Below are 15331 nucleotides of genomic sequence, written 5' to 3' on the forward strand. Positions count from 1 at the left end.
GGTAAGACGCGTCGATTATCTGCAGCAAATCGATTGGGCAGTTGTCTTAATCCTAGTGTTGGTAGAGATATTACCGCAGGCAAATTAAAACACCATGACCAATCAAAGCCTGATCTAGTCCCTGCGCATCCTTTTTTAACTTACTTAAACGACTATCCTACTATTGCAGCGACGACCAACCAGCTATTAAGTTGGGATACTTCACTCTGTATTCATATCAATCGTTATTCGAGCTACCAGCGCATCGCCACATTCTTTAAGTCGGTCAGTCGACTGGGGGATGGTTGGTTTTGGGGCAGTATGCTTATGGCAGCCTTGGTCCTTCAGCTACTATCAGGTGCTAAGGGAGTAGCAGCTTGGTTACCAATCCTAACCATTGCTCTAACGAGTGCGGTAGGTGTGGGGCTGTATAAGATATTAAAGGTCAAGACGGTTAGGCCACGCCCTTACCAGGTTCATCAAGTGATCATTATGGGGGAGCGCCCCCTTGATGTGTTTAGTTTCCCATCAGGGCATACCCTTCAAGCGGTTTTATTTACCTGTACGCTAGGTAGTTTTTTTCCGATACTATTATGGATTATGATACCGTTTGCTTTATTAGTGGCATTATCGCGCATGGTTTTGGGTCTTCATTATCCTACCGACGTGGCCATAGGGGGCATGCTCGGTGCTGGATTGGCACAGATGTCGCCATTTATTCACCGTTTGTTGACGACGATATTGGTGGGATAGCGAATAAACCATTAGTTAACCAGCTGTCATCATGCTGCAGTTATTTTTAGTCAAGTTGGTCATATATATTGCGATGATCACTCCTATAAACGACGTAAAGTATGATAGTCTGTTAGGCTACTGCAGCTAGGAGCCTTTCGCTATTATGTCATCTGCTATCCATTCTGACCCATCTTCTAATAGACCTCACGTTCAACCTTCATTTTCTGGGGCTTCATCTTCCCATTCACCGACTCCTGAACAAATTAACAGTCTTGAGACTGCCAGCGAGTTCGCTTTTCAGATTTGGGAAAATAAGACCACTTCATGTCAGACTTTCTTGCGCAGTTATCCCCTTCAGACGACTCTCACGCATCAACAGATTGATGATCTGATTCAAGACTATACCCTAAACGATGATTATGAAGTCGCTGATGAAGCAGGCGTCATGAGCGGTCTGCGTCGCCTTAGAATGCTATTAATGATGCGCTGGATTTGGCAAGATGCGCTTGGCTTTACGACACTTGAGCAGCTGACTGATGAGCTGTCAGAGTTTGCAGATGGTTGTGTGACCTTTGCTAAAGACTATACTTATAAGCGCCTGGTCGCTCGATATGGACAACCGACTTTTATAGATGCCAAGGGCAATAAACAAGTGGATGACATGGCTATCATGGCCATGGGTAAGCTTGGTGCTAAAGAGCTTAATCTATCGAGTGACATAGATCTTATCTTTGTTCATCAAGCTAATGGTGAGACTGATGGTGATAGGGCCAAAGGCACAAAGTGTATTGATAATAAGCGCTTCATGACTCGTCTTGGTCAAGGGATTATCAAGTTGTTAGACGCCAGTACAGCTGATGGCTTTGTATTTCGTGTGGACATGCGCCTGCGCCCTTGGGGTGATGGTAGTGATCTGGCTATTCATCTCGCTGGACTCGAAAAATACTTTGCCAAGCATGGTCGAGCTTGGGAGAGGTTCGCTTGGTTAAAAGCCCGTGAGGTTAGCCGTATCGATTCAGGCTTTGCTGAGCAGCTCGAGGAGCTTATCAAGCCCTTTGTATTTCGCTATTATGTTGATTTTAGCGCCTTTGCAGCACTTCGAGAGATGAAGTCGCTTATCATGAATCAAGTGGCTCAACGTGAAGATTTAGATAATATTAAGCTTGGTGCAGGTGGTATTCGCGACATTGAATTTGTCGTTCAAGCCTTCCAGCTTATCTATGGTGGTCGCCAACCTCAACTACAGGTCAAATCATGTTTAAAGGCGATGAAGGTTCTACAGCAGCATGATTATCTAGAGCCGCAGACCTACCAAAATCTAGAGGCGGCTTATCGGTTTTTACGCCGCTTAGAGCATGGGATTCAGGCTATCTATGATCAGCAGACACAGCGATTACCCAGCGAAGATAAGTGGCGTCATAATCTAGCGATTACTTTAGGCTTTGAGGATTGGCCCGCTCTTATTGACACGCTAAATAGCCACCGGCATAATGTCTCAGTGCCCTTTGAGCGCATGGTGACTGAGCGGCAAACGCCTAGTATTCAGTCCTATGGAGAGGAGCAAGAAGATTCGTTTGATAAGCAGCTCGAGCAGTTAAACAGTCTACTGACTGAGGAAAATCGCGAACGACTTCAGAGCTTTTGGTCCTCAAAGATGGTGGCCAATCTAACCGAAGAGGCCAAAGACCGACTTAATAAAGCTTATCCTGTTATCGTCCATGCGCTGCTAATGCAAGAGTCGCAAAAGCAGCTGGCAAATGTCGCTGTTCCGCGGCTCATTACCCTACTTGAAGCCATATGTCGCCGCTCTATATATCTAGTGATGATCGCGGAGAATCCTAATGCGACAGTTAGTCTGATTCCGGTGTTGTCGGTGAGTCCTTGGATAGCTGGAGAGTTGGCTCAATATCCCGTCTTGTTAGATACCTTCTTGCAGCAGCGCTATCGCTATTTGCCAGATAAAGATGAACTAAGAGACATTTTGCGCCAACGGCTATTACGGGTCGAGCCTGACGATGAAGAAGAACTGCTCAGTGTGCTGCGCTTATTTAAAAAGAGCCAAGTGCTTGCTGTCGCTGCCAGCGATGTGATTGCAGAGCGGCCTATTATGCAAGTGTCAGACTCTCTGACCTATATCGCAGAAGTCGTGGTAGAAGCAGCACTGGAGCGGGCCTTCGCTAGCTTAGTGAAGCGTCATGGCTATCCGATCGCCCATAATGGTGATCCAGTGACTGAGGCCGACTGTGGCTTTGCCATTATCGGCTATGGCAAGCTTGGCGGTCTTGAGCTATCGTATTCTTCAGATTTAGATTTGGTATTTTTGCACCAAATCAAAGAGCAAGCCATGACGACTGGCAATAAGTCTGTCAGTGGTATGAAGTTCGCTGCGCGCTTGGCACAAAAGCTGATGACCTATCTCAATGCTCAGACACGCGATGGCCGTGTCTATGAGATCGATATGCGCCTTCGACCTTCTGGTAATGCGGGCATGATGGTCGTATCCAGTCACGCTTTTGAGATTTACCAGCGAAACAAAGCTTGGTCTTGGGAGCATCAAGCGCTCGTCCGCGCCCGCGCTATTTGCGGCGATAGAAGGACCATAGCACGCTTTAATGATATTCGCCGCGAGATACTGACCTTGCCGCGAACGATTGAACAAATCCGCGCCGATGTCACCAGCATGCGAATTAAGATGCAACGGCACTTAGGCAGTGATAAATGGGCACAGCAAGAGGGCAAGTTTCATCTAAAGCAAGATGCTGGCGGTATTATTGATATTGAGTTTATGGCGCAGTTTGCCGTACTTGCATACGCTCACGACTATCCGAGTCTGACACGATGGACAGATAATGTACGGATATTCGCTATGGTATCCAAGCTAGGTATCTGGCCACAAGAGACCTGTGATGCCCTTACCGATGCTTATCTACGGATTCGAACAGCGACGCATCAGATAGCTTTGTCTGAACAGAATCGACTGGTAGAGGAGTCTGTGTGGCATGAGACACGCAGATTGGTTCAGGATCAGTGGCAGCGCCTAATGGGCGTTTCAGAATCTAGTAAGTCTGATAATATGAACTAGATCATAGGGTTAACGAGTAAAGCGGCTAACCCAATAAAGTAGTGGTTTGGGTTACTAAAACCTCAAGTCAGTTCTAGCTAATGCTATAGCTAAGTACATAGCAGCGTGAATATGCGCATAACTGATGCAAAGCAGTACGCTAAAATGTATGGCGTAGCCAATAGTTTAGTAAGTTTAATCCAATTGTTTTAAAGCAATTTTATGACGAATTGGTAATAGTAAGCGGTAGGGATGATGGCCTTGGAGCTGTTTTAGTTCATAGCAAGATAACTAAATTTTTATAATATTTATGAGTGGCAATGCTATAATTAATCCCTTTAAAAATAATGTAGTTTCTCGGTACTTATCGTACCGAACAATAAGAAATCTACCCAAATAGCTGGTTAGCTATCAGTAGATAAAGATAAGGATACAATTATGAATATGGCAACCGCCGACGGCAAACTTTGGTTTAACGGTGATATTATCGATCAACCAGATGCCAAGATTCACGTATTAACCCATAGCTTGCACTATGGTATGGCAGTGTTTGAAGGTGTTCGTGCATATCAGACAGATGATGGCCGTACGGCGATATTTCGCCTAGCTGAACACACTGAGCGTCTGCTGGGTTCTGCTAAGATCTTTCAGATGAATGTAGCATATGATCAAGCGACGCTTGAACAAGCACAAAAAGATATTATCGCCCAAAATAAATTCGAATCCGCTTATATCCGTCCTCTTATCTGGGTCGGTGCGGAGAAGCTAGGCTTAGCCTCGCATGACAACAGTATTAACACTATGGTTGCAGCGTGGAAGTGGGGTGCGTATCTGGGTGAGGAAGGTATTCAAAAGGGTATCCGAGTTAAGACCTCTTCTTACACCCATCACTTGCCTAATGTGACTATGTGTAAGGCAAAAGCCTCTAGTAATTATCCTGTATCTATTATGGCCAATCATGAAGTCACTCGTCATGGTTATGACGAAGCTATCTTAATGGACCCACAGGGCTATGTATGCCAAGGTTCAGGTGAAAACTTATTCTTAGTGAAAAATGGCGAGTTACACACGCCAGACCTTGCTGGTGGTGCGCTTGATGGTATTACCCGTCGTACGATTATTGAGTTTGCCAATGACTTGGGAATCAAAGTTCATGAGCGCCGAATTACTCGTGATGAGTTCTATTTAGCCGATGAGATATTCATGACAGGTACCGCCGCTGAAGTGACGCCAATCCGTGAATACGATAACAGAACGATTGGTAACGGTGGTCGTGGTGAGCTTACTGAGCAGATTCAGAGCCTATACTTTGATGTCGTCCATGGCCGCAATGAGAAGTATATTGATTGGCTTAGCTTCATCGATGGCTAAGTAATCATAGTGATTCAAATCTGTTTAAAACCAAAAAAACCTGCTAATTAGAGCAGGTTTTTTTATAGGGCTGATAATTAATACACGGATTAATAAATATAGCTCATGCTACTTAAAACTGATACGTAAAAGGTAAAAGCGTAGTTGGTATAAATTTACTGACCAGAAGTCATGAAATAACTGAGGTGAGCATAAATTTATTCCAGCGACTTTGTGGTAGATCTAAAATGGACTGACTATAAACGAAAAGAAAGATATTTTAAAAATAGTCAGTTGCTTAAGAGTTAATTAAGATTTTTTTATGATATGAAGTCGTGAAGATGACAAAAGCAACCTACCAACCCACTGAGCGCACCGCGTACTTTTTACATAGGGCGGCGAAAGCATCACTTATTAACCATTGATATTCTTGCTCGCGGGCATCCTTAATCTCATCCTGCCAGTTGTTGTCCGGAATGGCAGGATGACACATAATTAAGGGCAGGCGGGTGCGGTGGGTTATTGTGGCATCATTATTTTTTACTTCAGTCGATTTAGGACAACGTGAGAGCCAGCCATCCCATAGTTTAGCCAACTTGTCTTGGCTTGCATCGAAATCATAAGCACCGCCAAAGCATAAATTAGTATGAATACCGCTGTGCTGGCACAGCTGTTTCCATGCATGACCCCCTAAGATATAGATAATCCATGATTTCATATCATTAACTAGTGGGGTAGTAATTCTGGCTGCCACATAAGGTTGGGCGCGGTTGCTGACAGCATATCTATCCTTTAACACCGTAGCCAAACAGTCTCGTACTACGGGGAACTGATGTACATGCTGATGGCCATCGATGAATACTGGATGCTGGTTAAATCGATCTTCAAAGCCGTCAAGTTGACGATGGATGATGTCTATTATTTCATGGCGCTTTAGCCGCCGCAGATAGCTAGCAATGATTATCGCGGATAGAGAGTTTTTGATAGAGGATGGATATATTGCTGTGAAGTCTAAATGGAGACCAATATCGATATCTAGCGCTGTTAACGAGCGGATTTGAGAGTCACTTATCTCTCCGCCAGCCATATAGCTGGTTGAGCGGATATGTCTCATGCCGCCCAATGCGATTACGGCCTCATTTACCGCATTGGATAAGCCCAAGTCGTCTACATTGATGATGACATGGCGCTGAGATGCTACTGGATTGGTCGGATATTTAGTCGATAGGGTCATTTTATAGCTATCATAATCTTTTGAATTTACGCGCTAACGCTCTTCAAGCACTATTATTGTAATGTTATATTCTATTACTAACTGCTTGTTATTTAAAAGCCCAAAGCTTACCCAATAGAAAACTTAAAACAGTCACAATGCCTGTCACTATAAACCAAATTAGCAAATAGTAGGCGTCGCCTAACCAGGAAAGACCGAGCACAAACAAGCCTTGATTCAGCGCAAATCCTGATATAGAGCTGGCTAACCACTTGATAAGCCTACGGGCGACTAGGGTAGGGTTATTAAGATTGCTATCGCGAAAGGTAACTGTTAAGTGCCCAGCGAAGCTCACTATAAAGGCGATGATAAAAGCCATAACATTGCCCCAAGCGGGCGCGATGTCAAAAACTGATACCGCTAGGTACAGCACGAGAAGATGAACCAACGCTGCAAGACTGCCCATAATGATGAACTTAAATAATTGGCGCGGCGCATACTCAGTCATAAAGTCGAACTCTTAAGAGGGGTAAATGTCATCAATGGCCAGCTTAGCTAAGGGCTTAAGTCTAAGGGGGTTTATTTATAAGCTCTAAGCTAGTCGATAGGCAGCTTAGGAGCTACTCTTGCAAGTGAATCGGTATTGCACTCGGCAAGTGACTGATCAGCCGCTACAGAAGATAAATTTGCCACACCAAAAGCTGAATGAGTATGGGCAATATCCACGTTACTTATAGTCTCATCAATCAGGTACAGAGGTCGCTGCTTGACCTCTTCATAAAGGCGACCAACATATTCACCAATAACGCCGATACACACCAGCTGGATACCGGTCGAAAACATTATACCAGCGGCTACCGTCGCCCAGCCAGCCACATCATTACCGAATAAAAGAGTCTCGATAACGATATAACAGCCGTATAAAAATGCCAATAGCGAGACGATAAAGCCCATTCGTGAGATAAGGCGTAAGGGTCTTTGAGAAAAAGAAGTAATACCAACTAACGCCAGCTCAAATAGACTACCGAAGTTAAATTTACTCACACCTGTATCACGGCTGGCTGCAGTAAACGGCAGATACACGGTCTGAAAGCCGACCCAAGCGTAGAGTCCCTTCATAAATCGTTGGCGCTCTGGTAGCGACATTAGCGCCCGAACCACTTTTTGTTTCATTACTCGAAAGTCGCCAGCATTAGGACGAATTTCATAGCGCCGCGTGTCTTGAATCAAGTGATAAAAGCTGCGTTTGAAGACTTTGGCGAGATGACTCTCGTGGGGGCGATTGGCTTGAATGCCAGCGATCATATCGATATCTGCTTGCTGCTGCATCATCGTGATCATCTGCTTCAATACTGATAGAGGGTGCTGGCCATCAGCATCTAACATAGCGACATAATCGCCCGTCGCATGAGCCAATCCAGCGCTTAAAGCCGACTCCTTGCCAAAATTACGCGAGAGCCGGATTAGCTGAAGTTGAATATTATCTGGGCACTTTGCTATTAAGTCCTTTATTACTTGCTTGGTATGATCCAGACTGCCATCGTCCACGACGATGATCTGCTGGTAACCGGGCTGCGCCTCTGCAAAGCTAAGCACTTTCGGTAAAAACTCGCGCAAAGCATCTGCATCGTTGTAGGCAGGCAAGATAATCGATAAATAGAATTGTGAGTGGTTCATTAACAAATCAAGCTACCATCAATAAGGTTTAAATGAATAAGGATAAGTCTTATACATAGATATGTGAATTATATAGCAACTGGTCGTTAGCTCGCTAATTAGAAGCAACAGAACCAGTATTAGCCGCACATGACTTCGGTACAAAAGCTTGCCAATTCACTACTAAAGGCTCGGCTTGAGGCTGATGTGGCCAGATAAGTGTCCACTGACCCTGATAGTAATCAAAAGATTGATCTTGGCTTGCAAAATCTTTTGAAGACTGAACCTGAGCGCCGTTGATAGTGTTCAGTAGTGGCAGACTGACCTCATCTTCCTCTTGTGCTAATACTAGCGTCCCATACTCATTCAATCTTGATGAGGTCATCCATGGAGAGTGGTTGGCCGGTCCTGAAATCATCTGTGAGGGCCATGGCTCACCCGAAGGAGTATTCATCGCCACCAAAGCACCGAGCCAGCGATCTCCTGAGACGCTATCTAGTGGACAGCTGCTAATATTGCTCCAAGTAGTGTACGCTTGCTTGCTCAGTGCTTGCTCAGGCCAGTCCATTCTTGATGGCTTATCACGTAGGCTCTGACCAAAGGCCAGATAGGTTATCATCAATAACGTCACGATACTTAGCCAAATGACGATATATTTTAACAATCGTGATTGCACCTCTCTGAATTTGCTTGGCGCGATTATACCTGCCAGCAGTAGGCCAGATAGTGACCACATGGGCATACCCCACATATCACGCAGCCCTATACCGAATATTAAGCTTAGCACGATTAGTAGCAGTAGCGGTGCGAACCAGAGGTAACTCATCAGCGATAAAGTTTGCGGTTTAGGTGCTGGTTTAGAGATGCCGAGAGCATCGTTAGCAGCAGACGTTTTGACGCTTGAGAAGTCAACTAATGACTTGAACAACAGCTGCTTGCGAGTAACTATTAGCATAACTAATAGTGGCACATGGGCGATGATTTGACTTAGCGTAAACCCCATCCAGCTAAAGTGTGCCGCCAGACTTCCCCCTTCATTGCTATCATGCGAGCGACCGTTGGCATAGGTGAAGGGCAGCCACTCATGTTGGTTAAGCCAATATAAATGTGGGGCGAATAGAGCAAGCATAATAAACGCTGCCAACCACGGCTTTGGCTGTTTTAATAATCGCCACTGATTGGGTAATAATAAATATAGCGCCATCGGAATTAATAAAAACGCCACGCTGTACTTGGTTAACATACCAAGACCGCCTAGTAAGCCGAGAAGCACCCAGTCGTGGTAGCGGTTATTGGTCACGCTCAGGTAAAATAGCAATGATAGTCCAGCCCAAATCGGAAACTGTGCCACATTGTGATTAAATTCAAGACTTGGGTAGCTATAATAGAGGACACCTAAGGTTAATACGCTTCCCAGTAGCGCTCTGTCAGCGCCCATGATTTTCTTACCCAGTATATAGATGGGGATTAAGGTCAAAATTACACAGAGCTGACTGAGTAGATAAGGCCCAAAATGGCCAAAGAGCTTATAAAAACTGAATAAAACCCATGAAGACAACGGCGGGTGCTTATAATAGCCCCACTGAAATTCGCTACCCCAGTTGATGCCTTCACTCACATCTAATGGCACACTACTGGCTAATAGTGCAGGTGCGATACTCCAGATGAGGAAGTACAATAGAAAAAAACTTATATAAATAATTTTTAGTTTTTTGCAATTTGGCTTAGAGTGCTGGGTATCAGTAGGAAACATTGTAAAATTACCTGATAAATATCAATATTATAACTTTTTAGCAATAAGGAATTGGCTTAATATGCGCCAAGTAGTAATTAGTTTAAAACAGTCATCAATCAGAAGACAGCATATAAAAAAACAATTTGAGATGCTCAATATAGATTACGAGTTTTTTGATGCTATTAACAAAGATAGAGCTTTAAGCACTTGTCATGATCTTGGTTTAGTTTTCAATAACACGCTGGCTTTAGGTGAACTAGGATGCTTGTTAAGTCATATTCTAGTCTGGAAACAAGCTATGGAGAATAATGAGCCTTATGTAGTAGTATTTGAAGATGATGCGATAGTTAGTCCAAATTACCCTTCATTTATAAAAGAAAAACTTGATGAGTTGATGGGAAAATATGACCTATTGAAATTAGAGACGATGAACTATAAGGTTCTATTAGACGAAGCTGTTGATGGATTTAAAGATTACAAGATTCAGCGGCTCGCAAGTCATCATGTGGGTACGGCAGGGTACGTCATAACTTCGAGTTTGGCTAAAACAATTATTGATGAAATTAGAAATAGTAGAATCACTAAACCTATCGATTTATATCTTTTTGATGCTGAAGCAGTAGGAAAAAGAGACGTGTTTCAGATAGTTCCTGCATTAGTTATTCAAGAAGACAAAATTAATACAGATAGTTTGCACTTAATGAGCGATCTGGAAAAAGAGCGTAGAGCATTTTATAACTTCAAAAACATAAACAGTAAAAATGTAAAGCCTAATCATATAGCAAAAATCAAGCGTGAGACAGCAAGATTAGCCGCACAGATAAATCCAAATAATTGGAAGAAAAATTATACTAATTGGCGATTCAAAAAGCTATCATCAATAATTGAATTTAAATAACAGACATATTTAATAAGATAGTATATTTGCTAAATAAAATCTTGGTTTAAAAGCTCTTTTATCTTGTTGTACTGTTTGGTTTTTAGTCCATTATTTTTGTGAAGTATATCTTTTTTCATTTTTTTTGCTTCTCTTGAAATCAACTCTTTTAATTTGTTTGAATATTTTGGCGATCTTAAGCGCCATTCATAATCTGTCAAGATATTAATCTTAGTGTCGGTATAATAATTTTCAAAAAAGCATACATAATCGTTGGTATATTTTTCGGTTAAATAATTCTTAAGTCGCCAAGGCTTATTCTCACCAATAAAATGTAAGATATAAGGTTGATATTCATCTATTAAATTAATGGTCAATTTATGCGTCTGCCAGTTAAACCTAAAAGGCAACAAAGCAATATCAGTCTTTAAGGCCCCATTTAAGGCAGACTGGTCATGGCATTGGAGTTTAGCTATATTATCAAACGCGTAGTCGAGGACCTTATCGCGAATCTCTTGATTGAGATAGTTTTTAACATTAAACACTAAGACGCCAGAGTTTCTATAGATGTGGTTATATTCATGATAATGTTTAATATAACCTTCAATTTTTTTGAGTTTACTGTCTTTTACAACTTTCAACTGTAACTCAGAAATATCTGGAGCAGCAGCTACTGCAAAGCTCTCGTTAAAGCCTTCTATGACCGTAAATATATCTTTACTAAATGGCTGTAGGACATAAATGTCAGCGTCAAGATAAATAAGGTATTGATAATCATCAGCCAATATCTCTGGTAAAAATAATCGATGATAAGCTGATAGGCTTAAACGGCCAACAGGCAGTGCCTCAAGTCCATTTACCTCAATCTCAATAAAGCGAATATTGGACGCTATAAAAGATTCTGGAACTATAGATAGGTCAGGAAGACAAATACAAATGTCCAAATCAAGGTTCGGTTCGAGATTGATAATCTGGTTAGCTACAAATACAGCATAGGGCAAGTAATTATTGTCTACACTAAATACGATGGCGTTTTTAAACTCAGCACTTCTAGATTCTTTAATAATCTTAGCGAATAAATCAACTTTCATTACCGTTACCCATGACTACAATCAATACATTAAAAACTAGCTAACTAAAAATAAAATTATCAATATTATCAAAGATAAAGTGCCAATAATGATAAATTTATTACGCCTGCGGATAAGTTGCCGCTTAAGCTTGGTCTGGCCACGACTGGCCTGAAACTGTTCAATAAAAACGTCGCCATCATACTCTCTATCGAATATTTTGATATAGCCAAGTGGTAGTGACTCAACCTGCAAGTCATCTCTACACAGCCGCATCGCTGCATCAAAGCTATCTTGATCAACCATAGTTCTATTGCAATTGAGCTGCTGCTGACACCACTGCTCGACAAAGCTTAAGGTAGCTGGGCAGTTTCTTAGAAATATCGTGCCGGTTAAGTAGTCATGAGACATCCCTTTTTGCCTATGAGTCTCATAAACACCAATGTCAGCCGAGAGTCTATCGAAGTAATCTAGTGGCTTCTTTACCGCAGCATCTGCATCTAGGTAAACTATATTGTACTTAGGGAAATGCTTTAAGCAGTGCAACAAAAAATGAGGTTTAGCCCGAGTATTAGCTTCCCAGTAGCCTTGGTCTGCAATAGGCTGCAAATAATAATTAATATCTAGAGCTTCTAATGAGGCCTGCAAACCTTGGACATTGATTTCATAACTGGGTGTAAAAAAGCAGCAGATGATAAAAGACTGGCTCTGATTATCCACAATCTTAGCAGGTTGCGAGAAGTCTGAATAGCTGGCCGGATTGCAATCAGTCATGAGTATAGGTTACTTATTTATTGGGACTTAGGAGATTAGAGGAGATGATTATTAATAATTAGAAATTAGGGGCTAATAGGAGTATCGTCATCCCACCAGCGATTGCGCGGTTTTTCATGACGCGCCCGAAATCTCGTATAAGCACTGCCGCGCGAGTTCACTCGCTCAAAGATATTTAATAGAATCTTGCCTGCTAGTGGCCGACTCTTACTAAGATCATCAATACGCCAGCGCATGTTCCGTAAAGTGTCATCGACACCGATTCTAAAGCTAGGCAGCTCATCGAACAAATCAAAGCAATTGTCTCTTGTCATGTTAAAGCGCTGCGCATCGTAATCCACTTCAGTAGTACTATCTATATCGAGCAAGAAGCGCTCTGTCTCGTACAGCTTAATAGTATTAATGAGGACGACAGCGTTCAGACATATGGCGCGAACGGTCTCATCAGGGTCATGATCAATAAAAGTATCTACTGCTGCGATAAGCCAACGCATATTTAAATGCTCTAGCAGGAAGTCGGACTCAGACTGCCAAAGGTGCTGAAAGCGAGCAAAATTCTCAGCAATATTAGCTTCGCGGCGCAGTAGAACGATTAAGGTCGCATGATAATAGCAAATTTCAGGTTTACCAATAAAATTATTTTTTAAATGCTCTAAATGTTGGGTTAAATCTTTAATCATATAAGATTGGAAGTTATCTGGCGGGGTGCCTGGTATGATCGTATTTTTTAGAGCAGTAAGGTCCACAGCTGAGAGCTGTTGTGTTATTTTTTTTGCGCCTTGACGCTTTTTATAGCGATTTAGGTTAAATAAATTTTCTAGAGTCGTTTTTTTACGGGCTGCCATGATGCTTCCAAATAACTGAACAATTACTGATAAGGAGGTGACTTACTGATGACCCTATCGCGAGTGAAGCGGCGCTGCCACTTGTTTGTTATGGGCTAAATATTGTAACTAATTATTATAATTAAGCCTTAGCAATATTATAAACGATTTTGCTAAAAATTTTTTTAGTTAAAGTACTTTGTCTTAAGTCTCTGAACTGAAGTATTTAAACGGTCTATTAAACGAGTTAGCTTTTATAAAGACTAAACAGGGTTGAGAAAAGCTCACTTCAAGAATCAGTCTCTACTTTAAGGCTACTAAATAAGTCTTTGGAGATGGGAGAGTGGTTAACGACTTTAACACCATGCTCGTCATAAACACGGCCTAGCAGGTCAAACGAGGGCACGATTCGATCAGTAATGGCTTTGTCTAACTTACAAGGGGCACTGTTGTCTTTACTCTCATAAAATCGCGGTTGATTACTGTTTAGCAAGTCAATACCGAATAGATGAATAGCAGAGGCTTGACGCGAAAAGGCCAACTGTGCAGCGACATAAGCGACAGTGCCAGCTTCAACGAAGCCGTGACTCATATCTAGTGAGACGCCGATAGGGTAGGGCTGCTGCTTACTATCGATAACGAAACTTGGATGCTGGCTAAAATGACTTAGAGGTGTCTTTTTGTTGAATAACTTGTCAATAAAGGCAAAGCGATTTAACCACGGTCGATGCCAAGGTCTGTTTACTTGTACGCCCCAAGGTCTATCAACTGGGAAGATGAGCCGAAAGACGGGGTGATAAGCCATTACCAATTCGGGAAGACAGATGGCAATAGCCTCAAATACTGCCAAGGTCGCGTAGAGCGGCTGCCCTGAATAGTGAGCAGATAGTATCTCAGGATGGTGATTAATAAAACGAGCGTCACTAATCACATAACCAGCAACATTGCTGAACGGATGCTCTGTAGTCAGACTGATACTACCATTAACGAACAGACTGGGCTGACGGAGTCTAGCGTCAGTAAACTTTAGCTCTGCAATAGAAGGACCAGAAGCAAATATATTGACAGGCTGCTGATGTAGACTTTCCTGCGCGTGCTGCGCATTAAAGGTGCTAATTTGAAAGATATCACCATTAGCAGTGATGTCCACAGAAGTCGGTAAACCCATAGGTAGTCCCAATGATAGTCAGCGTTAAGGTAAGCCAAATGTACAACCTAGCAATAGATACTATTGCCAGTAATCCTTTAGCCAAGGACTAGGCTTGACATGACGATACCACTTACCGCCGCCACCTTGAATGGCGTCTGGAGGGTTAATCTCGCCGTGAAAGATAACGATTTTGGCATTAGCAGGCAATTTAGGAGCTTTGATAAAGCTATATGGAAATGGCTGAATGCACTGATACTTAAAGCTCACACACCATGACTTGTCCCAGTATTCTAAATGATGGTGTTCACGCAGGTAGTTAGACAGATAAGCTTGCTCATGACGTACCTCACCGCTAATCTTTGCAAAATTCTGCTCAAAGTTATTTAGAAGGTTAGGGTAGGTGTTTTGACCAATCTTGAATCGATAAACCGAGCTATTGCCTACCATACGCCAAGGTTTTTTCCAGTCACGTATAATGACGACGCTGTCTTCATGAGCTGCTTCATAGTCAAAAAAACAATCGATATCATCGACAATGACAATATCAATATCCAAAAATAACGCCACGCCTTTTAAGTTGTATAACTGCGGTGCAAAAGTAGTAAGCTTCTTCCAACCGCGCTCAGGCAGTCCAGCTGGCAAGTTTAATTCTGGGATAGGATAGCATCGCACTTGGGGATCGATACCTTTGTCATCATCGGTTAAGCAAATCATCTCAAAGTCTAAACTAAGATGCCGCTTGACCATATTATAGAGACGGTTGACATATTCAGCGCCATACTTATCGCCCCATTTCATGCAGATAACGTAGCGATTCTCTTGTGTTGTTGAATCTTCCGATGTGGCTGCGGATTTTAGGGTGTGATTAGAGGGTGAGGATGACACTATCGACATAGAATATCCTTAA

General features: G+C 42.5%; 13 protein-coding genes. 4 read left to right on the forward strand and 9 right to left on the reverse strand.

Annotated elements, in window-relative coordinates; genetic code table 11:
- Positions 1 to 162 precede the first annotated feature (162 nt).
- From EGV92_RS08620 to EGV92_RS08630, 3 genes are all read left to right on the forward strand, one after another.
- Positions 163 to 732: a phosphatase PAP2 family protein gene (locus EGV92_RS08620; protein ID WP_242678684.1), complete on the forward strand. Its 570-nt coding sequence runs from the start codon at positions 163 to 165 to the stop codon at positions 730 to 732.
- Between the two features lie 145 nt (positions 733 to 877).
- Positions 878 to 3796, forward strand: a complete 2919-nt coding sequence (gene glnE, locus EGV92_RS08625; protein WP_131668858.1) for a bifunctional [glutamate--ammonia ligase]-adenylyl-L-tyrosine phosphorylase/[glutamate--ammonia-ligase] adenylyltransferase — start codon at positions 878 to 880, stop codon at positions 3794 to 3796.
- A 417-nt stretch (positions 3797 to 4213) separates the two neighbouring features.
- Positions 4214 to 5146 (forward strand): branched-chain amino acid transaminase, encoded by a 933-nt coding sequence (locus EGV92_RS08630; RefSeq protein ID WP_131668859.1) that lies wholly within the window; start codon positions 4214 to 4216, stop codon positions 5144 to 5146.
- A 334-nt stretch (positions 5147 to 5480) separates the two neighbouring features.
- On the opposite strand, the gene EGV92_RS08635 is transcribed toward EGV92_RS08630, so the two are convergent.
- The 4 genes from EGV92_RS08635 to EGV92_RS08650 all read right to left on the reverse strand — a co-directional run bounded on the left by EGV92_RS08635 (position 5481) and on the right by EGV92_RS08650 (position 9672).
- On the reverse strand, positions 5481 to 6359 hold the full coding sequence (locus tag EGV92_RS08635) for a ChbG/HpnK family deacetylase (RefSeq protein WP_131668860.1): 879 nt from the start codon (positions 6357 to 6359) through the stop codon (positions 5481 to 5483).
- A gap of 88 nt (positions 6360 to 6447) precedes the next feature.
- Positions 6448 to 6846 (reverse strand): GtrA family protein, encoded by a 399-nt coding sequence (locus EGV92_RS08640; protein ID WP_131668861.1) that lies wholly within the window; start codon positions 6844 to 6846, stop codon positions 6448 to 6450.
- Between the two features lie 89 nt (positions 6847 to 6935).
- Positions 6936 to 8015 carry a glycosyltransferase family 2 protein gene (locus EGV92_RS08645; RefSeq protein WP_131668862.1) on the reverse strand — a complete coding sequence of 360 codons (1080 nt, stop codon included), beginning with the start codon at positions 8013 to 8015 and terminating at the stop codon, positions 6936 to 6938.
- Positions 8016 to 8109: 94 nt separating this feature from the next.
- Positions 8110 to 9672 carry a glycosyltransferase family 39 protein gene (locus tag EGV92_RS08650; RefSeq protein WP_165525595.1) on the reverse strand — a complete coding sequence of 521 codons (1563 nt, stop codon included), beginning with the start codon at positions 9670 to 9672 and terminating at the stop codon, positions 8110 to 8112.
- Positions 9673 to 9808: 136 nt separating this feature from the next.
- On the opposite strand from EGV92_RS08650, the gene EGV92_RS08655 reads away from it, so the two are divergent.
- Positions 9809 to 10627: a glycosyltransferase family 25 protein gene (locus EGV92_RS08655; protein ID WP_131668864.1), complete on the forward strand. Its 819-nt coding sequence runs from the start codon at positions 9809 to 9811 to the stop codon at positions 10625 to 10627.
- Positions 10628 to 10656: 29 nt separating this feature from the next.
- Here EGV92_RS08655 and EGV92_RS08660 read toward each other — a convergent pair whose 3' ends face one another.
- From EGV92_RS08660 to EGV92_RS08680, 5 genes are all read right to left on the reverse strand, one after another.
- Positions 10657 to 11697, reverse strand: a complete 1041-nt coding sequence (locus EGV92_RS08660) for a glycosyltransferase family 8 protein (protein WP_131668865.1) — start codon at positions 11695 to 11697, stop codon at positions 10657 to 10659.
- 36 nt (positions 11698 to 11733) lie between these two features.
- Positions 11734 to 12450 (reverse strand): putative nucleotide-diphospho-sugar transferase, encoded by a 717-nt coding sequence (locus EGV92_RS08665; RefSeq protein WP_131668866.1) that lies wholly within the window; start codon positions 12448 to 12450, stop codon positions 11734 to 11736.
- Positions 12451 to 12515: 65 nt separating this feature from the next.
- Positions 12516 to 13295 (reverse strand): hypothetical protein, encoded by a 780-nt coding sequence (locus tag EGV92_RS08670; protein WP_131668867.1) that lies wholly within the window; start codon positions 13293 to 13295, stop codon positions 12516 to 12518.
- 268 nt (positions 13296 to 13563) lie between these two features.
- Positions 13564 to 14442, reverse strand: coding sequence for a hypothetical protein (locus EGV92_RS08675; RefSeq protein ID WP_131668868.1), 879 nt, complete (start codon positions 14440 to 14442; stop codon positions 13564 to 13566).
- A 60-nt stretch (positions 14443 to 14502) separates the two neighbouring features.
- A complete protein-coding gene (locus tag EGV92_RS08680; RefSeq protein WP_131669076.1) occupies positions 14503 to 15222 on the reverse strand; it encodes a glycosyltransferase in 720 nt (239 codons plus the stop codon).
- Positions 15223 to 15331 lie beyond the last annotated feature (109 nt).

Origin of the sequence: Psychrobacter pygoscelis (assembly GCF_004335015.1) — a bacterium.
GTDB classification, from domain to species: Bacteria; Pseudomonadota; Gammaproteobacteria; order Pseudomonadales; family Moraxellaceae; genus Psychrobacter; species Psychrobacter pygoscelis.